The sequence below is a fragment of the Paraburkholderia sp. NPDC080076 genome (genome assembly GCF_050281145.1).
Lineage (GTDB): Bacteria > Pseudomonadota > Gammaproteobacteria > Burkholderiales > Burkholderiaceae > Paraburkholderia.
Map to the genome: position 1 here is coordinate 97110 of NZ_JBNNWQ010000008.1, position 16937 is coordinate 114046.

Consider the following 16937-nt stretch of genomic DNA (forward strand, 5'->3'; position numbering starts at 1 on the left):
CTACCCAATATCAAACGTGCTCAGCGGCCGCAGCTTGCGCGGCCGCCGCTTCCGCCGCGGCGACAGCAGGCGACACGATCGCCGGCTGACCCGTCTGCCGACGTGAGCGGCCCGAGCTCAGATAGTCCGCAATTGAATCCTGCGTGACTTCGCCGACATAACGGCCGTCGCCATCCAGCACCGGCATCCATGACGAATTGAACTGGTACATCTTCGACAGCACGATGCGCAGATGCTCGTCCGCGCTGACCGTCGCCTTGAACGCAGTCAGATGATCGCCGCACACACCCTGGCCCGCGCGCGCCGAGCGGCGCGTCACATAGCCGAGCGCCTGCTGCTTGCCATCGACGATGGTCAGATAGCGGCTGTCGCTGTCGTCCATCATCTGGAATGCGCGCGCGACCGGCATGTCGGCATGCGCGGTTTCCGGCTGGGTGGCGGCGTCGCCGGCCTTCACTAGCAAGAGGCGTTTCAACGTGCTGTCCTGACCGACGAACGCACCGACGAACTCGTCGCGCGGATGCGCCAGCAGCGTATCCGGATGATCGTATTGCACCAGTTGACCCCGGCGGAATACGGCGACGCGGTCGCCAAGCTTGATCGCCTCGTCGATGTCATGGCTCACCATGATCACCGTCTTGTTCAGCTGACGCTGCATCTGGAAGAACTCGTTCTGAATCGACTCGCGATTGATCGGGTCGACCGCGCCGAACGGCTCGTCCATCAGCAGCACCGGCGGATCGGCGGCCAATGCGCGAATCACGCCGATACGCTGTTGCTGGCCGCCCGAAAGTTCACGCGGATACCGCTTCAGATACTGCTTCGGATCGAGCGCGACCATCGACATCAACTCCGTGGCCCGTTCGCGGCAACGCTTCTTGTCCCAGCCGAGCAGGCGCGGCACGACCGTGATGTTCTCCTCGATCGTCATGTTCGGAAACAGGCCGATCTGCTGGATCACGTAGCCGATGTGGCGGCGCAATTCGACTTCGTTCAGACCTGAAGTGTCCTCGCCGTTGATCAGCACGCGGCCCGAAGTCGGCGCGATCAGACGGTTGATCATCTTCAACGTGGTGGTCTTGCCGCAGCCCGACGGGCCGAGAAACACGCAGATTTCGCCTTCGCCGACAGTCAGGCTCACCGAGTCGACGGCCTTCACCTGCTGGCCGTCCTTCTGCGTAAACGTCTTGGTCAGTTTGTCGAGTTCGATCATGTCTTTTGTACTCCCTTCGGGGTCAGCAAGCGTTGCAGCGCTTGCAGCAGCAGGTCGGCGACGATCGCGAGCAAGCTCACGAGCACGGCGCCCACCAACAGTTTCATCATGTTGCTCTGGCCGATCGCGCGGATGATCAGCGTGCCGAGACCGCCCGCGCCGATCACCGCGGCGATCGTCATCACGCCGATGTTCATCACCACGGCCGTGCGCACGCCGCCGAGAATCACCGGCACGGCGAGCGGCAAATCGACGAGCCGCAGCCGTTGCCACACCGTCATGCCGATACCGATGCCGGCTTCCTTGATGCCGGCGTCGACATTGCGCAGCGCGAGGTAGGTGTTGCGCATGATCGGCAGCAGCGAATAGAGGAACACGGCGGTGATCGCCGGCACTGCGCCGATGCCCTGGCCGAAGCGCGAGAACACCGGAATCATCAAGCCGAACAGTGCGATGGACGGCAAGGTCAGCACCACCGTCGCAATGCTCAGCAGCGGCGCGGCGAGCCACTCGTGCCGATTGATCAGGATACCCAAGGGTACGCCGACGGCAATCGCGCAACCCACCGCGATTCCCACCAGCCACACGTGTTGCGCGGTGAGTTGCAGCAATTCAGGCCAGTTGGCCGATAGATAGTCGAATACAGTCATAAAGAAGATCTCCGCTCAGGGCAGCTTGTGCGTGCGCAGGAATTCCGCCGCGACTTCGCGCACCGGCTTGCCGTCGATGTCGACCTGCTTGTTCATTTCCAGCATCGTGTCGTTGTTCAGCGCGTCGGACAACGCGTTCAATTGCGGCGCGAGTTGCGGGTTCTGGTCGAGCGTCGTCTTGCGCACCACCGGCGTGGCGTTGTATGCGGGGAAGTAGTGGCGGTCGTCTTCGAGCGGCATGATGTTGAAGCCCTTCACGCGGCCGTCCGTCGTGTAGATCAACCCGATCGGCACCTGGTTGTTATGCAGCGCCGTGTAGACGAGGCCCGGATCCATTTGCCGCGTTTCCGCGCGGCTGAACTGCATGCCGTACGCGGCTTCGAGCGGCTTCAGGCCGTCCGGGCGATTGGCGAACTCCGCATCCATCGCAAACACGTGTTTCTGTTTCGGCTCCGCCGCCATCTTCGCGGCGAGTTGCGAAATCGTGCGGATGCCGGTTTGCTGCGCCACTTGCTGCGGCAGACCGAGTGCGTACGTGTTGTTCAGCGGCGAGCAATCGAGCCACACGAGGCCACGTTTCGCATCGAGCGCTTTCACGCGTTCGTACATCGTCTTCGGATCGAGCTTTTCAGTGATCTTGTTGTAGACGATCGCGGCGGTGCCCGTGTATTCCCACGTGATATCGACCTGGCCGTTCTCCTGCGCGCTGCGCAACAGCGTGCTGCCGAGGCCGGTGCGGGCGTCGATCGTGTAGCCCTTCGCGCGCAGGTATTGCGACGTGATCTCGGTAAGAACGTATTGCTCGGTGAAATTTTTGCCGCCGAGTACGAGCGTCGCCGCGCTCGCCTGAAGACTCGTGAAGAGCAATGCGCCGGCGGCGAGCCAGCGGCTGCGTTTGAACAGATTCGTCATGCCGTCACCCCGCGTCGCGCGAGCAGGTAGCGGCTGCCGGCCGAGACGATGCCGTCCAGTACCAGCGCGAGAATCGCGGTGGCCGCCGCGCCGAGCAAAAGCTGCTGCTGGTTGTTCAGATAGATGCCCGGAAAAATCAGCGTGCCGAGACTGTCCGCGCCGATCAGATAGGCGAGCGGCGCGCTGCCCACGTTGATCGCGAGCGCCGTGCGCACGCCGCCGATGATGATCGGCATGGCATTAGGCAACTCCACGCGCAACAGCGACTGCCAGCCCGTCATGCCGAGACCGAGCGCCGCTTCGCGCAGCGCGGGCGAGACGTTCTTCATGCCTTCGTAGGCATTGCGCGTGATGGGCAGCAACGACGCGAGAAACAGCGCGACGAGCGCCGGAATATCGCCAATGCCGAAGATGCCGAGCGCGATCGCCAGCACGGCCAGCGAGGGAATCGTGTTGCCGATGTTGAAGATCTGCATGAAGCGTTCGGCGTGACGCGCGAACGACGGGCGGCTCAGCAATACGCCGGCGGGAATGCCGACCAGCAGCGCGAGCGCCATGGAGTAGCCGACGAGCAGCAGGTGCCGCTTCGTGTAGTAGACGAGATCGGGCGCGTACTGATGCAGCGCGCTGGGGTCGATCGCGCGGCACAGCAACGCGACGACGACACCGATGGCTACAAGACTGCCGATCAGTCTGGCAGGACGTTGAATCATGAAGATGCGCCTCCTTGTTCGAGCGACGCGCGGAAATAGCCGCGCCGCACAGGCGTCGTGATGACGCTGCGAATGGGAAGTTCGGGACGCGGCAGATGCCGCGAGTTGAACCGAGTGGTGCCGGGGGTTTGTTTTTGCCCGGCGCGAAGGCGGTGTGATTTCGCCTTCGGTGGCGGACCAGTCAGCAAAACTGGTGCCAGATCCATCGATGATATTGGGCAGCAGCGCTGGGCTGCTTGTCCGACAGGGTTTGAGGCCCCTCTTGAATGCCGGGTTTTCAACCGGCGTCAGAGCGGATGCAAAGTGCTGCTAGTTTGCATCGAACCCCTTCTAACTGGGCCTATCTAGCTGCAATTTCGCGGTTAGGGTGCTGGGATTATACGGGTGATGGGCGGGTTCGTCTACCCATGTGGTTAATGCGGAGGTGATGGAGAGCGTGCCAGCTTTGATTTTTGCTTGATTTCCGCACTCCCGGAAAAGCTCACCGGAGCTTTTCCCAACCGCCTCCCAGGCTCCCGAAAATACTCACCTCAATCGCCCGCAGGTGCGGCCCTGCCAATCTGAATCATCACCGTTGATAAAGAGACGCGTTGGCAAACGGTGACTCTCCAGCACTCTCGGCACGGCGGCCGATTAGCGCGCCGCCTCGCAGGGAAAACGTCCCTCAGGAAGTCCGCACTCGCCGCACGAAGATACGCCGCGTGAGATCGAACGCCACCAGATTGCCGGCCACCACCAGCAACAGTCCGACCACGGCCAGCGCGGACCACTGATAGCCTTCGAACACCGTCGACACCGCCAGCGCCACGATCGGAAACAATACCGTGCAGTAAGCAGCCCGCTCGGGTCCGATGCGCCCGACCAGCATCAGATAAGCCGTGAAGCCGATCACCGAGCCGAAAATCGCGAGATAGGTGAGCGCGCCGAGATAACGCGCGGACGGCTCGACGGCGAACGAGAAACCGGCCACTACGCTTCCCACCGTCAAGACGCCGGCGCCGATCAGCATCGCCCAGCTATTCGTGGCGAACGGGTGCAGACCCATCGATTGCATGCGGCTCGACAACAGGTTGCCGGCCGAAAAGCACAGGGTTCCAAGAAACGCGATCCCAAGCCCGAACCACGCGGCGTGATCGCCGAGGTGTCCCGTCATCTGCTGCACGAACAGACACACGATACCGACGAGCCCCAGCGCCGCACCGGCAATCGCCGTGGGTTGCAACGGCCGGCCCATGAAGAGGCGGCCGTTGATCGAATTCAGCAGCGGCGCGGTCGAAAACACCACCGCCACCAGGCCGCTCGGCACCACCTGTTCCGCGTAGTAGAAGCACAGAAAGTTCAGACAGAAGAGCGTCAATCCTTGCGCGACCAGGAATCGCCATGCGGCGCGCGGCGGCCAGATCGGCCGGCGCATGATACGCAGCAACGCGAACAGCACCAGCGCCGCGATCCAGAAACGCCATGCAATGGACACCGGCGGCGGCACCGCCCCCAGTTGCCATTTGATCGCGATCCACGTGGTGCCCCAAATCAAAACGGTGGCGGCATAGAGGGACAAATTCATGGTCAGGCCTGCAGCAGCAAATACGGAAGCCCACTATGCCGCAGCCAGACCGGCCGCACTTGTCCAGGATTGCGCACTTTTTCGGAGTGGCAAGCCGCCGCGCGTGGGCGGCCGTATACTGACGCTTATTCAGTCATGACAAGTATTTCGCCCGCTTCGTGAACGCCAGACCGCACGCCGCCGTGACGCACCCCACCGAATCGCCGTTCGGCCTTCAGTCGGTGTGTCACACGCTGAGCAGCGCCAACGCGAATCTGGACCGCTTCGCGTGGCTCGGCGATCGGCTGGCCATCGCCGTCTGGACTCGCGACACGGAAGAAGCCGAGACCGTCTACGATCGGCCCGGCCATCACACGTTGTCGTGTTATCTGGACGGCGGCTATCGCACCGAGCGTCAGAAAATGCCGGGGCATTACGGCGCGCCGTCGCGGCTCTGTGCGCTGCCCGGCGACCACGAATCACGCTGGTGGGTGCGCGGCCACATGCATTTCATGCACCTGTACTTCCTTCCGGAGCACTTCACGCAGCGTGCGGTTCAGGAACTCGACCTCGAGCCGCGCGAACTGACGCTCGCCGATCGCACGTATTTCGAAGACGCCCGCATCGCCACGTTGTGTCAATCGCTTGCGAACGAAGACTGGCAGGATCCCGACGGTTTGCTGCGCACCAATGAGACCGCGCATCAAGTGCTGAGTCTGCTGTTGCGCGCGCAAGGCGTGCGCCGCACGGATGCGTCGCTTAAAGGCGGATTGTCGGTCGCGACTCGCCGGCGGCTGCACGACTATATCGAAAGCCATCTTTCGCAGACGCTCACACTCGGCGAGCTGGCCGGCGTAGCGGCGTTATCGGAATTTCATCTTGCGCGCATGTTCCGCACCTCGTTCGGACTGCCGCCCGCCGCGTGGATCGCGCAGCAGCGGCTCGAACGCGCCCGCACGCTATTGCGCTCCACGGCGCTGCCGCTCGCGCAGGTCGCCGAGCAATGCGGCTATGCCAACGCCAGCCATTTCAGCCACCGTTTCCGCGAGAGCGTCGGCGTGGCGCCGACCGCGTATCGGCAGGCTATCGCCGCCTGAGCGCGAGCCGGCGCGTTCTGCGCTACTGCATTTACTGCAACGCCATCGCCAGCACGCGCGCCACATGGATCGCGTCGACGCCGGCGCCGTCGTGAATCTGATGCCGGCAACTCGTGCCGTCCGCGACCATGAGCGTGTTGCCATCCATCTTGCGCACCGCCGGCAGCAGCGACAACTCGGCCATTGCCTGCGACGTCGCGTAATGCTCGGCCTCGTAGCCGAAACTGCCCGCCATCCCGCAGCACGACGACTCCACCGTCGATACCTTCAGTTCAGGAATCCATTTCAATACGGTTTGCACGGGCGTGAAGGCGTCGAAGGCCTTTTGATGGCAATGGCCATGCACCAACGCCTGTTGTTTGGCCAACGGCTTCAATGCGAGCTGCAAACGTCCGGCCTTTTCCTCGCGCACCAGAAACTCTTCGAATAGGAGCGCCTGCTTCGCCAGCCGCTGCGCTTCATCGCCAAAGCCGTAGTGCAGGAACTCATCGCGCAACGACAGCAAGCACGACGGCTCCAACCCGACGATCGGCACGCCGCGCTCCACGAATGGCTTGAACAGATCGAGCATGCGCCGCGCTTCCTGCTTCGCTTCATCGACGAGACCCGCCGCGAGGAACGTGCGGCCGCAGCACACGGGCCGCTCACCCTGGCGCGTATTGAAGTGCACTGTGTAACCCGCAGCCTCCAGTACCCGCTGCGCAGCGCGCGCGTTTTCCGGCTCCATGTTGTTGTTGAACGTGTCGACGAATAGCAGGACTTCTTTGAGTGCGACACCTTGGGCTGCGTTGCGCGATGACACCGCATCAGCCAGGAACGACTTCTTGAAGCGCGGCAAGCTCCGCTCGGGTGCGAAGCCCACGGATCGCTTGAACCACGCCGACAGCACCGGCACGTTATCGGCGAGCGCCATCAAACCCGGCATGCGGCTCGCTGTCGAAGCGTAACGCGGCATAAAAGCCACCAGCTTGTCACGCAGACGCAGCCCGTGACGCTTGACGCGCGCCGCCCGCGCCTCGATCTTGAACTTCGCCATATCGACGCCTGTCGGGCAATCGCGCTTGCAGCCCTTGCAGGAGACGCACAGATCGAGCGTTTCCTTCACGTCGTCGCTCGCGAGACCCGCTTCGCCGAGTTGACCGGAAATCGCGAGGCGCAATGTATTCGCGCGTCCGCGTGTGACGTGCTGTTCATCCTTCGTCACGCGGTAGCTCGGGCACATGGTGCCCGCGTCGAACTTGCGGCAGTGGCCGTTGTTATTGCACATCTCGACGGCCTTCGCGAGACCGCCGGACAGATCGTTGCCACTGCCCGGCAAGGTCTCCTGTCCTGTCAGCGGATCGCGTTCGACATTCCATGCGGACCAGTCGAGCGCCGTTTCGATGCGATGTTCCTTGTAGCCCGGTGCGAAGCGGAAATTGTGCGCGTCGTCCATCTTCGGCGGACGCACGATTTTGTCGGGATTGAAGCGGTTGTCCGGATCAAACAGCGCCTTGATCTCGCTGAACGCCTGATTCAGGCGCGGGCCATATTGCCACGCGACCCATTCGCCGCGGCACAGTCCGTCGCCGTGTTCGCCCGAATAGGCGCCCTTGTATTCGCGCACGAGTGCCGCGGCTTCCTCGGCGATCGCGCGCATCTTGACCGCGCCGTCGCGCCGCAAGTCGAGAATCGGCCGCACGTGCAGCGTGCCGACGCTCGCATGCGCATACCACGTGCCTTCCGTGCCGTTTCGATGGAACACCTCGGTCAGGCGGCTCGTGTATTCGGCCAGATGTTCGAGCGGCACCGCGCAATCCTCAATGAAGGACACCGGCTTGCCGTCGCCCTTCATGCTCATCATGATATTGAGCCCGGCCTTGCGCACTTCCCAAAGCGCTTTCTGTTCGTTCGCGTCCGGCATCTCGACGACCGAGTCGGGCAAGCCGAGGTCTGCCATCAGTTCCGTGAGCTGCTTGAGCGACGCCAGTTGCGCGTCGCGGTCCTCGCCCGCGAACTCCACCAGCAGAATGGCTTGTGGCTCACTGACCAGCGCCTTGCCGATCACCGGACGAAACGCCGGATTGCCCATCGCGAGATCGATCATCGTGCGATCGACCAGCTCCACCGCCACCGGCTTCAACTTGACGATGTGCTGCGTCAGCTCCATCGACTGCCAGAAGGTCGGGAAGTTGACTACGCCGAGCGTTTTATACGCGGGCAGCGGCGCGAGCCTGAGCGTCAATTGCCGGCTGAACGCAAGCGTGCCTTCCGAGCCGACCAGCAGATGCGCGAGATTCGCGACGCCGTCGTCCGTATAAGCGCGCGGGTTCTGGCAATCGAACACGTCGATGTTGTAGCCGGCCACGCGGCGCAAGACCTTCGGCACGCGCGCCACGATCTCGTCGCGCTCGCGTTCGGCGATCTGCTTCACGCCCGCGAGTATCTGCTGCAAGCGCGCGCCTTGCGGCGCCTCGCGTAACGAGGCGAAACGCGCTTCGCTGCCGTCGGCGAGAATCGCGTCGATCGCGTCGACGTTGTGCACCATGTTGCCGTATTCGATCGAGCGCGAGCCGCACGAATTATTGCCGGCCATGCCGCCGATCGTGCATTGCGCGGCCGTCGAAACGTCCACCGGAAACCAGAGACCGTGCGGTTTGAGCCACGCGTTCAGATGATCCAGCACGACGCCCGGTTCGACCGTCACCGTGCGCGCTTCGGCATCGAAGGCGACGATGTTGTTCAACCACTTGCTCGTGTCGATCACCAGTGCTTCGCCGACCGTCTGGCCGCATTGGCTCGTGCCCGCGCCGCGCGCGAGCAGCGGCACCTTCTCGCTGCGCGCGATTTCCAGTGCAATGCGCAGATCGTCCTGGTCGCGCGGCACCACCACACCGATCGGCGTGATCTGGTAGATCGACGCGTCGGTCGCGTAACGGCCGCGGCTCGCCGCATCGAACAGCACGTCGCCGCGCAGTGATTTGCGCAGATGCTGCGCGAGCGGACTCGTCAGGCGCGCGGCGGATGGAACCAGATGGATCGGCTTGACGAGTAAAGCGGAAGTGGGGTTCGTCATATCGTCGGCCTATGGCAAAAACAGGGAAGCGGCTAGCACAGCGTGAGGCTGACCGGCGCGAGTCCTTCAATGCGCCCGCTCGCCGTGCCCGCCGTCTGCGGAAAGAACATGCCGGTGTAGGAGCCGGCTGTGACGACCATCTCCGGCGTCACCGCAATGCCGCGCGAGGTGGCGTGATTGACGAGCCACGTCAGCAGGCGTCGCGGATCGCCGGCCGGATTGGCGGGCGTGGCTTTTACCACATCGTTTCCGTCGAAATTGAAATGCAGCGACGGCGCCACGAACGGAAAATCCTCGCGATACGGCGTGAATTCGCCCACGATCAGCGCGCCGTGGTTCTGCAAATCCGCGAGTTGAGCGAGCTTGTCGACAGCGGGCCATTCGGCGTAGCGACTCGCCACGATTTCGATGGTCGCGCCGATCGAACCGATGCTCGCCAGCACTTCAGCCTCGCTATACGGCGTGGTGGAAGCATCGAAACGCCGTCCGAAGCGAAACGCGATTTCCAGTTCAAGGCCCAACGGCGCGAAGACTTCGCGCGGCAAACGCGCACCGTCGGCATGCAAGTCGAGGTCGGGCAACGGCGCGCCCTGGATCGGACCGCTTTCGGACTTCGCGCCGATCTTCCAGCCGGCGATCCGCGCACCGCATGCGTCCAGGATTTCATGATGGATCGCATACGCCGCGGCGGCGTCAGCAGGTGTTTGCTCCGGCGACAACGTGTCGAGTGTGGCGTGATTGCGGCGTGCGTCGGCGAGAAGCGTGCTAAGTGCTGTGGTCATGTCGTCAAAGGCGAAGAGAGAGGGAACGGTGTAGCGCGCTCAAACGCCCATGCCGGTAGGAACATGCGCTTTATCGGCTGCGTTGAGCGCGAACTTGCTTTCCGGCTGCATGCGGAACGCGAGCACCACGCCGATCGCCATCAACAGCATGCTGCCGACGAACGGCAATTCCCAGCTACCGAAGTAGTCGATCAGGAAACCGCCGACCACCGGCGAGATGATCGCCGCCAGTGCCGAGCCGGTGTTCATCATGCCGCTTGCGGTGCCCGAGTATTCCGGCGCGATATCCATCGGAATCGCCCACATTGGACCGATCGTCATTTCGGCAAAGAAGAAGCCGGACGCGAGACACGCCATCGACAGATACAGGCTGTGCGTGAACATCAGTGGAATCAGCGAGAGCAGGCAGAAGAACATGCAGACCGACACCATCCAGCTACGTGCGCGTTTCAGGCTGCCGGTGCGCGTGAAGATCGCGTCGGTCACGATGCCGCCGAGCGTGTCGCCGATCACGCCGGCGAAGAACACCACTGAAGCGAAGATCGCCGACTTCTGAAGTTGCAGGTGATAGCTGTGCAGAAAGTATTGCGGAATCCAGCTCAGGAACAGCCACAACGTCCAGCCATAGCAGAAGTACACGATCGTGACCGGCCACATGCGGCGAAACAGTTTGCCCCACGGCACGCCGGCGACTTTCGGCTTCGGCGCGGGCAGCGCGGTGAGCTCGTCGTTCGTGATACGCGGATGATCTTTCGGATGTTCGGTGAAGGTGATCGCCCACACGGCGACCCACAACAAGCTGAACACGCCGCAGATATAGAACGACTCGCGCCAGCCCCAGGTCGCCATGACGAGCACGATCAGACCGGGCGCCACCGCATTGCCGATCCGCGAGGCCGCATGCGTGATGCCCTGCGCGAAGCCGCGTTTTTCCTTGGCGACCCAGCGCGCCATCGCGGAAGTAGCGGCGGGAAACGTCGCGCCCTCGCCGAAGCCGAGCAGCACGCGCGCGGCCAGCAGCGAAACCAGGCCGCCCGCAAAACCCGTCAGCAGAGTCGCGACGCCCCAGATGGCGCCGCAAAATATCAACGTGCGTTTCGCACCGAAGCGATCACTGACCCATCCGCCGATGATCTGGAAGATCAGATACGGATACGCGAAGGCCGAGAACACCAGGCCGACTTCCGTATGCGAGAGATGGAATTCCTTGCCGAAACCCGCCGCCGCGGTGCTGACGTTGACGCGGTCGAGGTAGGTGATGAAGTACATGATGCAGAGCATCACTAGAACGATACTGGTCGCACTGGTCACACGAAACCGCTTCATCGTCTCTCTCCATTGCATGTGTCGACGGCGGGCCTGAGATGGCGCGCTGCGTCGTTGCCCGGCAGCGGCTTGCGCCGCAGGACCATCGCATTAGTTCGGGCCGCGTTCTGTGCGCGGCTTCCTTCGTCAGGGAAGTCCCTTTTTTGCGAGCCGTTGGTTGCGCCTCGTGTCCTCAGGCCGCGGCTTTCAGGCCCGAGGCTTGGGTCGGCTGGCTCAACCATTCCATAGCGGCAGGCATGCCGCTTTCCTTGAGCGGCACGCCCGCGAGCCGCAGACCCATTTCGCAGCCGGCCAGCGTGGCCAGCAGCATCAGGTCGTTGCAGTCGCCGAGATGGCCGATGCGGAACATGCGGCCTTTCATCTTGCCGAGGCCCGTGCCAAGCGACATGTCGAAGCGTTCGTAGATGAGCTTGCGCACCGCATCGGCATCGATGCCGTCGGGCATCATCACGCCCGTGAGCACCGGGCTGTACACCGACGGATCGGCGCACTGAATCTCCAGGCCCCACGCACGCACCGCGCGACGGGTCGCTTCGGCGAGACGTTCGTGCCGGGCGAACACGTTGTCGAGCCCTTCGCCGAGAATCATCTCGAGCGCTTCATTGAGTCCGTAAAGCAGGTTCGTGTTCGGCGTGTACGGCCAGTAACCGGTCTTGTTCATCTCGACGATGTCAGTCCAATCCCAGAAGCTGCGCGGCAGTTTTGCCTGCTTGCTGGCGGCCACGGCTTTCGGCGAGATCGCGTTGAAGCTGATGCCGGGCGGCAGCATCAAACCTTTTTGCGAGCCCGAGACGGTGACGTCGACGCCCCATTCGTCGTGACGATAGTCGGCGCACGCGAGGCCTGAGATCGTGTCGACCAGCAGCAAGGCCGGATGACCCGCTGCGTCGATTGCGCGACGCACGGCGGCGATATCGGAGGTCACGCCCGTGGACGTTTCGTTGTGCACCACGCACACCGCCTTGATCGCGTGCTGCGTGTCGGCGCGCAGACGCTCCTCGATCATTTGCGGCTGCACGCCGCGACGCCAGCCTTCAATGCCCGGCAGGCCGAGAAACTTCGGCTTCAGCCCGAGGCTTTCCGCCATCTTTTTCCACAGCGTGGCGAAGTGGCCGGTTTCGAACATCAGCACGTGGTCGCCGGGGCTCAACGTGTTCGAGAGCGCCGCTTCCCAGGCGCCCGTGCCCGAGGCCGGGTAAATCACCACGGGTTGCTGCGTCTTGAAGATTTTCTTGATGCCGTCGAGCACCTTCAGACCGAGTTCGCCGAACTCCGGACCGCGGTGGTCGATGGTCGGGTAGCTCATTGCCCGGAGGATACGGTCGGGCACCGGGCTCGGACCCGGAATCTGCAAAAAGTGACGGCCAGCGGGGTGAAAGTCTAGCTTGAGCATTGGGCTCCTCCGATTGAATTTTGCATTCAAAAAACTATATCAGACGAACCCTGACGATCCCAAGGCGAAAATTGCCCGTTGGCACCGGTGTTTACCCGCGCTATTAACTAATCTTTCAGCTTCCTATAAAATCCGAGCTAATGAGATGTTGAGGGCTTTTGTATGCAAAATTCGGATTTCGAGGCCGGCGTCGCCACTTCCCCGCTGATGCCGAAGGTCGAGCGGCAGCGCTTGCACGACACGGTGGTGGAGCACATTCGGCGCTTCATCGTCGAAGGCGTGCTCGAGCCGGGCAAGAAATTGAACGAGCGCGAGTTGTGCGAAACGCTCGGTATTTCACGCACGCCGCTGCGCGAGGCGCTCAAGGTGTTGGCCGCGGAAGGGTTGATCGAGATTTCGCCGAATCGTGGCGCGTCGGTGTCGAAGATGTCGGAGGCTGAATTGCGCGAAACCTTCGAATTGATGAGTGGTCTCGAAGCTTTTTCCGGCGAACTGGCGGCCGAGCGGATGACGGCTGCTGAACTCGCCGAGATCAAGGCGCTGCATTACGCGATGCTCGCGTGCCGTACGCAGAACGATCTGGCCGGGTACTACAGCCGCAATCAGGCGATTCACGACAAGATCAATGAGGCGGCCAGGAACTCGGCTCTGCGGCAGACTTATGTCGCGGTGAATCGGCGCTTGCAGGCGCTCAGGTTTCGGTCGAATTTCCAGATTCCGAAGTGGGATAGCGCGATTCATGATCACGACGAGATGCTGAAGGCGCTTGAAGCGCGGGATGGTAAGAAGCTGAGTGCGATTCTTCGGCAGCATCTGCTTGATAAGCGCGATGCGGTTTTGCAGGTGCAGTCGCGGGAAGCGGTGGCGGGGTCACCGTTGAAGACTTGAGTCGAGTTGAGCACCTAGGCGGTGTGCCTTCGGCGTCCGCGCCGAAGGTAAAACTTGTCCACCTAAAATGTTGGCAAGCCTGTGGACAACCTTCTTACATCCCAGCCAAGTGGTTGATGCGATGGAGGTATCGACCTGCGGTTCATGCGTGAGCACCGGTCGGCACTTTGCGGGCGAATGCGCTGGAAACGCGTTACGCCGGGATGTGGTTCGACGCGAACCGTCAGTTATCCCCACAAATTGTTCGCAAGCCTGTGGACAACCTGCGCACAGCCCACCCAAGTGCTTGACGCCACACGCCTATCCTGTCTCGTCACAACCACAGGCACCCCATCCGCGGTGTGATAAAAAGTAGTTCCCCAGCCATTTGCCGAGGCCGAACATGTCGTCCGTCATGGGCTTCAAAGTCGTCCTGCTGTCGCTCGTCGCGATCATCGGTCTCGAACTGCTTGCCAAGCGGCTGCGTCTGCCGCCAGCCGCCGCGCTGCTGGTCGGCGGCGCCGCAATGGCCTTCGTGCCCGGACTGCCACGCTTCAATCTCGATCCCGAACTGGTCCTGATCGTGTTCCTGCCGCCGCTCCTCATGGACGGCGCGTACTTCTCCGTGTGGGACGAGTTCAAGGGCAATCTCGGCGGCATCCTGCTGCTCGCGATCGGCGCCGTCGCGTTCACCACGCTCACGGTCGGTCTGGTCGTGCATTGGGTCGTGCCCGCTCTGCCGTGGGGCGCGTGCTTCGCCTTGGGTGCGATCGTCTCGCCGCCCGACGCCGTCGCCGCGAAGGCGGTGCTCGAACGCGTCGCGCTGCCGCGCCGCCTGATGGTGCTGCTCGAAGGCGAGAGCCTCCTCAACGACGCCGCCGGCCTCGTGCTGTTCCGCTTCGCCGTCGCAGCCGCGCTAACCGGCACCTTCAGCGCGCAGCATGCGATCGGACGCTTCGCCGTGCTCGCACTGGGCGGCATAGCGGTGGGCGTGGCGATCGGTTTCGTGCTCGTCAAGCTTCTGCGTTATCTCGACGACGCATACCTCATCATCACCGCGTCGACCCTGTCCGCGTGGGCCAGCTATATCGTCGGCGACACGTTGGATGTGTCGGGCGTGATCGCGACCGTGAGTTGCGGGATGGTGCTCGGCTGGCATCAGCACGAAGTCTTTTCGGCGGCGGTACGCATGCGCGGCACGGCCTTCTGGCAGGTCGTGATCTTCCTGATGGAAGCGCTGGTGTTCATTCTGATCGGACTGTCGCTGCGCGGCGTGATCGTGCGGCTAGGCGGCGTCGGCGACGTGTTGGCCGCGTTCGCCCCCGTCGTCGGCGCGGTGCTCGCGGTGGTCGTGCTGTCGCGATTCGTGTGGGTCTTCGCGGTGGAATGGTTGAAGGCGCTGGTGTGCAAATTGGCGCGCCGCACGGGCGGCACGCCCGACTGGCGCTCGGCCACTGTCACGAGCTGGGCCGGCATGCGAGGCGTGGTCACGCTGGCTATCGCGCTCTCCTTGCCTGAGGAGATGCCCGGCCGCGATCTGATCCTGGTCGCCTCATTTGCCGTGATTCTGGTGACGGTGCTCGGTCAAGGCACGACGATCGGAGCGCTGATTCGCTGGATCAATCCGGACCACGCAGCCGAACGAAACGAACAGCATCTGACCGAGCCGCAGGCGTGGGCACGGCTCGAAGCCGCGCAGCTCGCCGCCATTCAGCCGCTCGTGCATGGGGCGGATGGCAGCGTGATTCATCCGCGCTTGCTGGAACAGTACAGCTATCGTGCTCGCATTACCGAGGCCCATCAGGACGAAGCCACCTTTCCTGCGAAAGAACGCGCCGCGCACTACGACGTGGTGCTGGCCGCCGTTTCGGCGGCACGCGTCGAGCTATTGCAGCTGCATCGAACGGGCTTGCTTCACGATGAACTGCTGACCGTTCTCGAACACGACCTGGACCTGCAGGAAATCGCCGCGTTGCATGGCAGGGGCTGACCGATCGCGTCAGGTCAGCCTTTACCGCGCGGCTTCCTTGCGTCGCAATGAGTCAGGCAATCCGTACAACACGATCAGCGCGCACACCAGGCTCATCGTGCCGATTACGTACAAGGCCGGCGTGGTACTGCCGGTCAGGTCTCGCACGCGCCCCACCATGATCGGGCTCACAATGCCGCCGAGCTGCCCGAGCGTATTGATCAAGGCGATCCCGCCGGCGGCGCCGGCGCCCGTGACGAGCTTCGGCGGCAACGCCCAGAACGCCGGAATCGAAGCGACCACGCCCGCGCCCATCACAGCCAGCGCGACGACCAGCAACGCCGTCTGCTTGTCGAAGAACCCTGCGGCAAAGAAGCCGATCGCAGACATGACCAGCAAGCCGAACACGAACTTGCGCCGTTCGCCGCTCGCATCGGACAAGCGTCCGACCACTACCATGCAGATTGCGCCGGCAATATAAGGCACCGCCGTCAACAAACCGATCACCGTCGGGTTGTTCGTGCCCGCCACGTGAATCAGATGCGGCGCCCAGAAATTCAAGCCGTACGACGCCACCTGAATCAGGAAATACACCAGCCCAAGCGTGAGAAAGCCCGGCGTTCTGATGGCACCCATCAACGAATGTCCGGTGTCCGGATGACGGCTTTGCTGCGCAATCTGCCCGGACAGAAAGGACTTTTCTGCCGGCGACAGCCAACCCGCGTCTTCGATACGATCCTTCAGCAGCTTCAGCACCAGATAGCCGAGCACGATGCACGGCAACCCGCCGAGCAGAAACAGCCAGTGCCAGCCAGGCATGCCCAGCACGCCGTTCATGTGTCCGATCACGAGCCCCGCGAGCGGCGCGCCGACCAGGCCGGAAAACGCGGACGCGAGAAACAGCATCGACGTGATACGCCCGCGATAGCTCGGCGGAAACCACAGCGTCAGGTAGTACAGCACGCCCGGCGCGAAGCCCGCTTCCATTGCGCCGATCACGAAACGCAACCCGTAGAACTGCCACTCGTTGTTGACGAACACCATCGCGGCCGTCGCCAGTCCCCACGAGATCATGATCCGCGCGATCCAGCGCCGCGCGCCGACCTTGTACAGAAACAGATTGCTCGGGACTTCGAACAGCACGTAACCGATCACGAACAGGCTCGCACCGAGACCGTATGCGGTATCGGACAAGCCGAGGTCGCTCTGCAACTGGAACTTCGCGAAGCTGATGTTGATGCGGTCAAAAAATGCAAACAGATAGCAGATCATGATCAGCGGCATCAACCGCCACGCCACTTTGCGGATGATGGCCGAAGCATCGTTCGCGCTGTGCTCGCGGTTGCCGGTTGCGACTGCGCCCAGGTCACTCATGTTCGTCTCCAATGCCGGATTCGGCGAAGCCGTCCGGTCGTTT

The 16937-nt window shown here is 62.8% G+C and carries 13 protein-coding genes; 3 read left to right on the plus strand and 10 right to left on the minus strand.

Translation table 11 applies throughout. The annotated features are described in order from the left end of the window. Window positions 1–10: 10 nt before the first annotated feature. From ACQKRQ_RS28175 to ACQKRQ_RS28195, 5 genes are all read right to left on the minus strand, one after another. Window positions 11–1213, minus strand: coding sequence for a betaine/proline/choline family ABC transporter ATP-binding protein (locus ACQKRQ_RS28175; RefSeq protein ID WP_132383468.1), 1203 nt, complete (start codon window positions 1211–1213; stop codon window positions 11–13). Beyond that, on the minus strand, window positions 1210–1863 hold the full coding sequence (locus tag ACQKRQ_RS28180; RefSeq protein WP_408177628.1) for an ABC transporter permease: 654 nt from the start codon (window positions 1861–1863) through the stop codon (window positions 1210–1212). The genes ACQKRQ_RS28175 and ACQKRQ_RS28180 overlap by 4 nt, the downstream gene beginning before the upstream one ends. 15 nt (window positions 1864–1878) lie before the next feature. Next, on the minus strand, window positions 1879–2775 hold the full coding sequence (locus ACQKRQ_RS28185; RefSeq protein ID WP_427480973.1) for a glycine betaine ABC transporter substrate-binding protein: 897 nt from the start codon (window positions 2773–2775) through the stop codon (window positions 1879–1881). Then, window positions 2772–3488, minus strand: coding sequence for an ABC transporter permease (locus tag ACQKRQ_RS28190; protein WP_427480974.1), 717 nt, complete (start codon window positions 3486–3488; stop codon window positions 2772–2774). Before ACQKRQ_RS28190 ends, ACQKRQ_RS28185 begins: the two co-directional genes overlap by 4 nt. 664 nt (window positions 3489–4152) lie before the next feature. Further along, window positions 4153–5052: a DMT family transporter gene (locus tag ACQKRQ_RS28195; RefSeq protein ID WP_427480975.1), complete on the minus strand. Its 900-nt coding sequence runs from the start codon at window positions 5050–5052 to the stop codon at window positions 4153–4155. Between the two features lie 158 nt (window positions 5053–5210). On the opposite strand from ACQKRQ_RS28195, the gene ACQKRQ_RS28200 reads away from it, so the two are divergent. Continuing rightward, window positions 5211–6128: a helix-turn-helix domain-containing protein gene (locus tag ACQKRQ_RS28200; protein WP_427480976.1), complete on the plus strand. Its 918-nt coding sequence runs from the start codon at window positions 5211–5213 to the stop codon at window positions 6126–6128. 31 nt (window positions 6129–6159) lie between these two features. On the opposite strand, the gene ACQKRQ_RS28205 is transcribed toward ACQKRQ_RS28200, so the two are convergent. From ACQKRQ_RS28205 to ACQKRQ_RS28220, 4 genes are all read right to left on the minus strand, one after another. Next, window positions 6160–9183, minus strand: a complete 3024-nt coding sequence (locus tag ACQKRQ_RS28205; protein ID WP_427480977.1) for an FAD-binding and (Fe-S)-binding domain-containing protein — start codon at window positions 9181–9183, stop codon at window positions 6160–6162. 32 nt (window positions 9184–9215) lie between these two features. Further along, window positions 9216–9965 (minus strand): 2-keto-4-pentenoate hydratase, encoded by a 750-nt coding sequence (locus ACQKRQ_RS28210; protein ID WP_427480978.1) that lies wholly within the window; start codon window positions 9963–9965, stop codon window positions 9216–9218. Between the two features lie 39 nt (window positions 9966–10004). Beyond that, on the minus strand, window positions 10005–11291 hold the full coding sequence (locus tag ACQKRQ_RS28215; protein ID WP_132383452.1) for an MFS transporter: 1287 nt from the start codon (window positions 11289–11291) through the stop codon (window positions 10005–10007). Window positions 11292–11463: 172 nt separating this feature from the next. Then, window positions 11464–12684, minus strand: coding sequence for a pyridoxal-phosphate-dependent aminotransferase family protein (locus ACQKRQ_RS28220; protein WP_427480979.1), 1221 nt, complete (start codon window positions 12682–12684; stop codon window positions 11464–11466). Between the two features lie 162 nt (window positions 12685–12846). On the opposite strand from ACQKRQ_RS28220, the gene ACQKRQ_RS28225 reads away from it, so the two are divergent. Beyond that, window positions 12847–13572: a GntR family transcriptional regulator gene (locus tag ACQKRQ_RS28225; RefSeq protein WP_427480980.1), complete on the plus strand. Its 726-nt coding sequence runs from the start codon at window positions 12847–12849 to the stop codon at window positions 13570–13572. Window positions 13573–13954: 382 nt separating this feature from the next. Beyond that, complete coding sequence (locus ACQKRQ_RS28230; RefSeq protein WP_427480981.1) at window positions 13955–15541, plus strand: Na+/H+ antiporter; 1587 nt, start codon at window positions 13955–13957, stop codon at window positions 15539–15541. A gap of 21 nt (window positions 15542–15562) precedes the next feature. On the opposite strand, the gene ACQKRQ_RS28235 is transcribed toward ACQKRQ_RS28230, so the two are convergent. Next, entirely contained in the window at window positions 15563–16894 is a 1332-nt protein-coding gene (locus ACQKRQ_RS28235) for an MFS transporter (RefSeq protein ID WP_427480982.1), read from the minus strand. Window positions 16895–16937 lie beyond the last annotated feature (43 nt).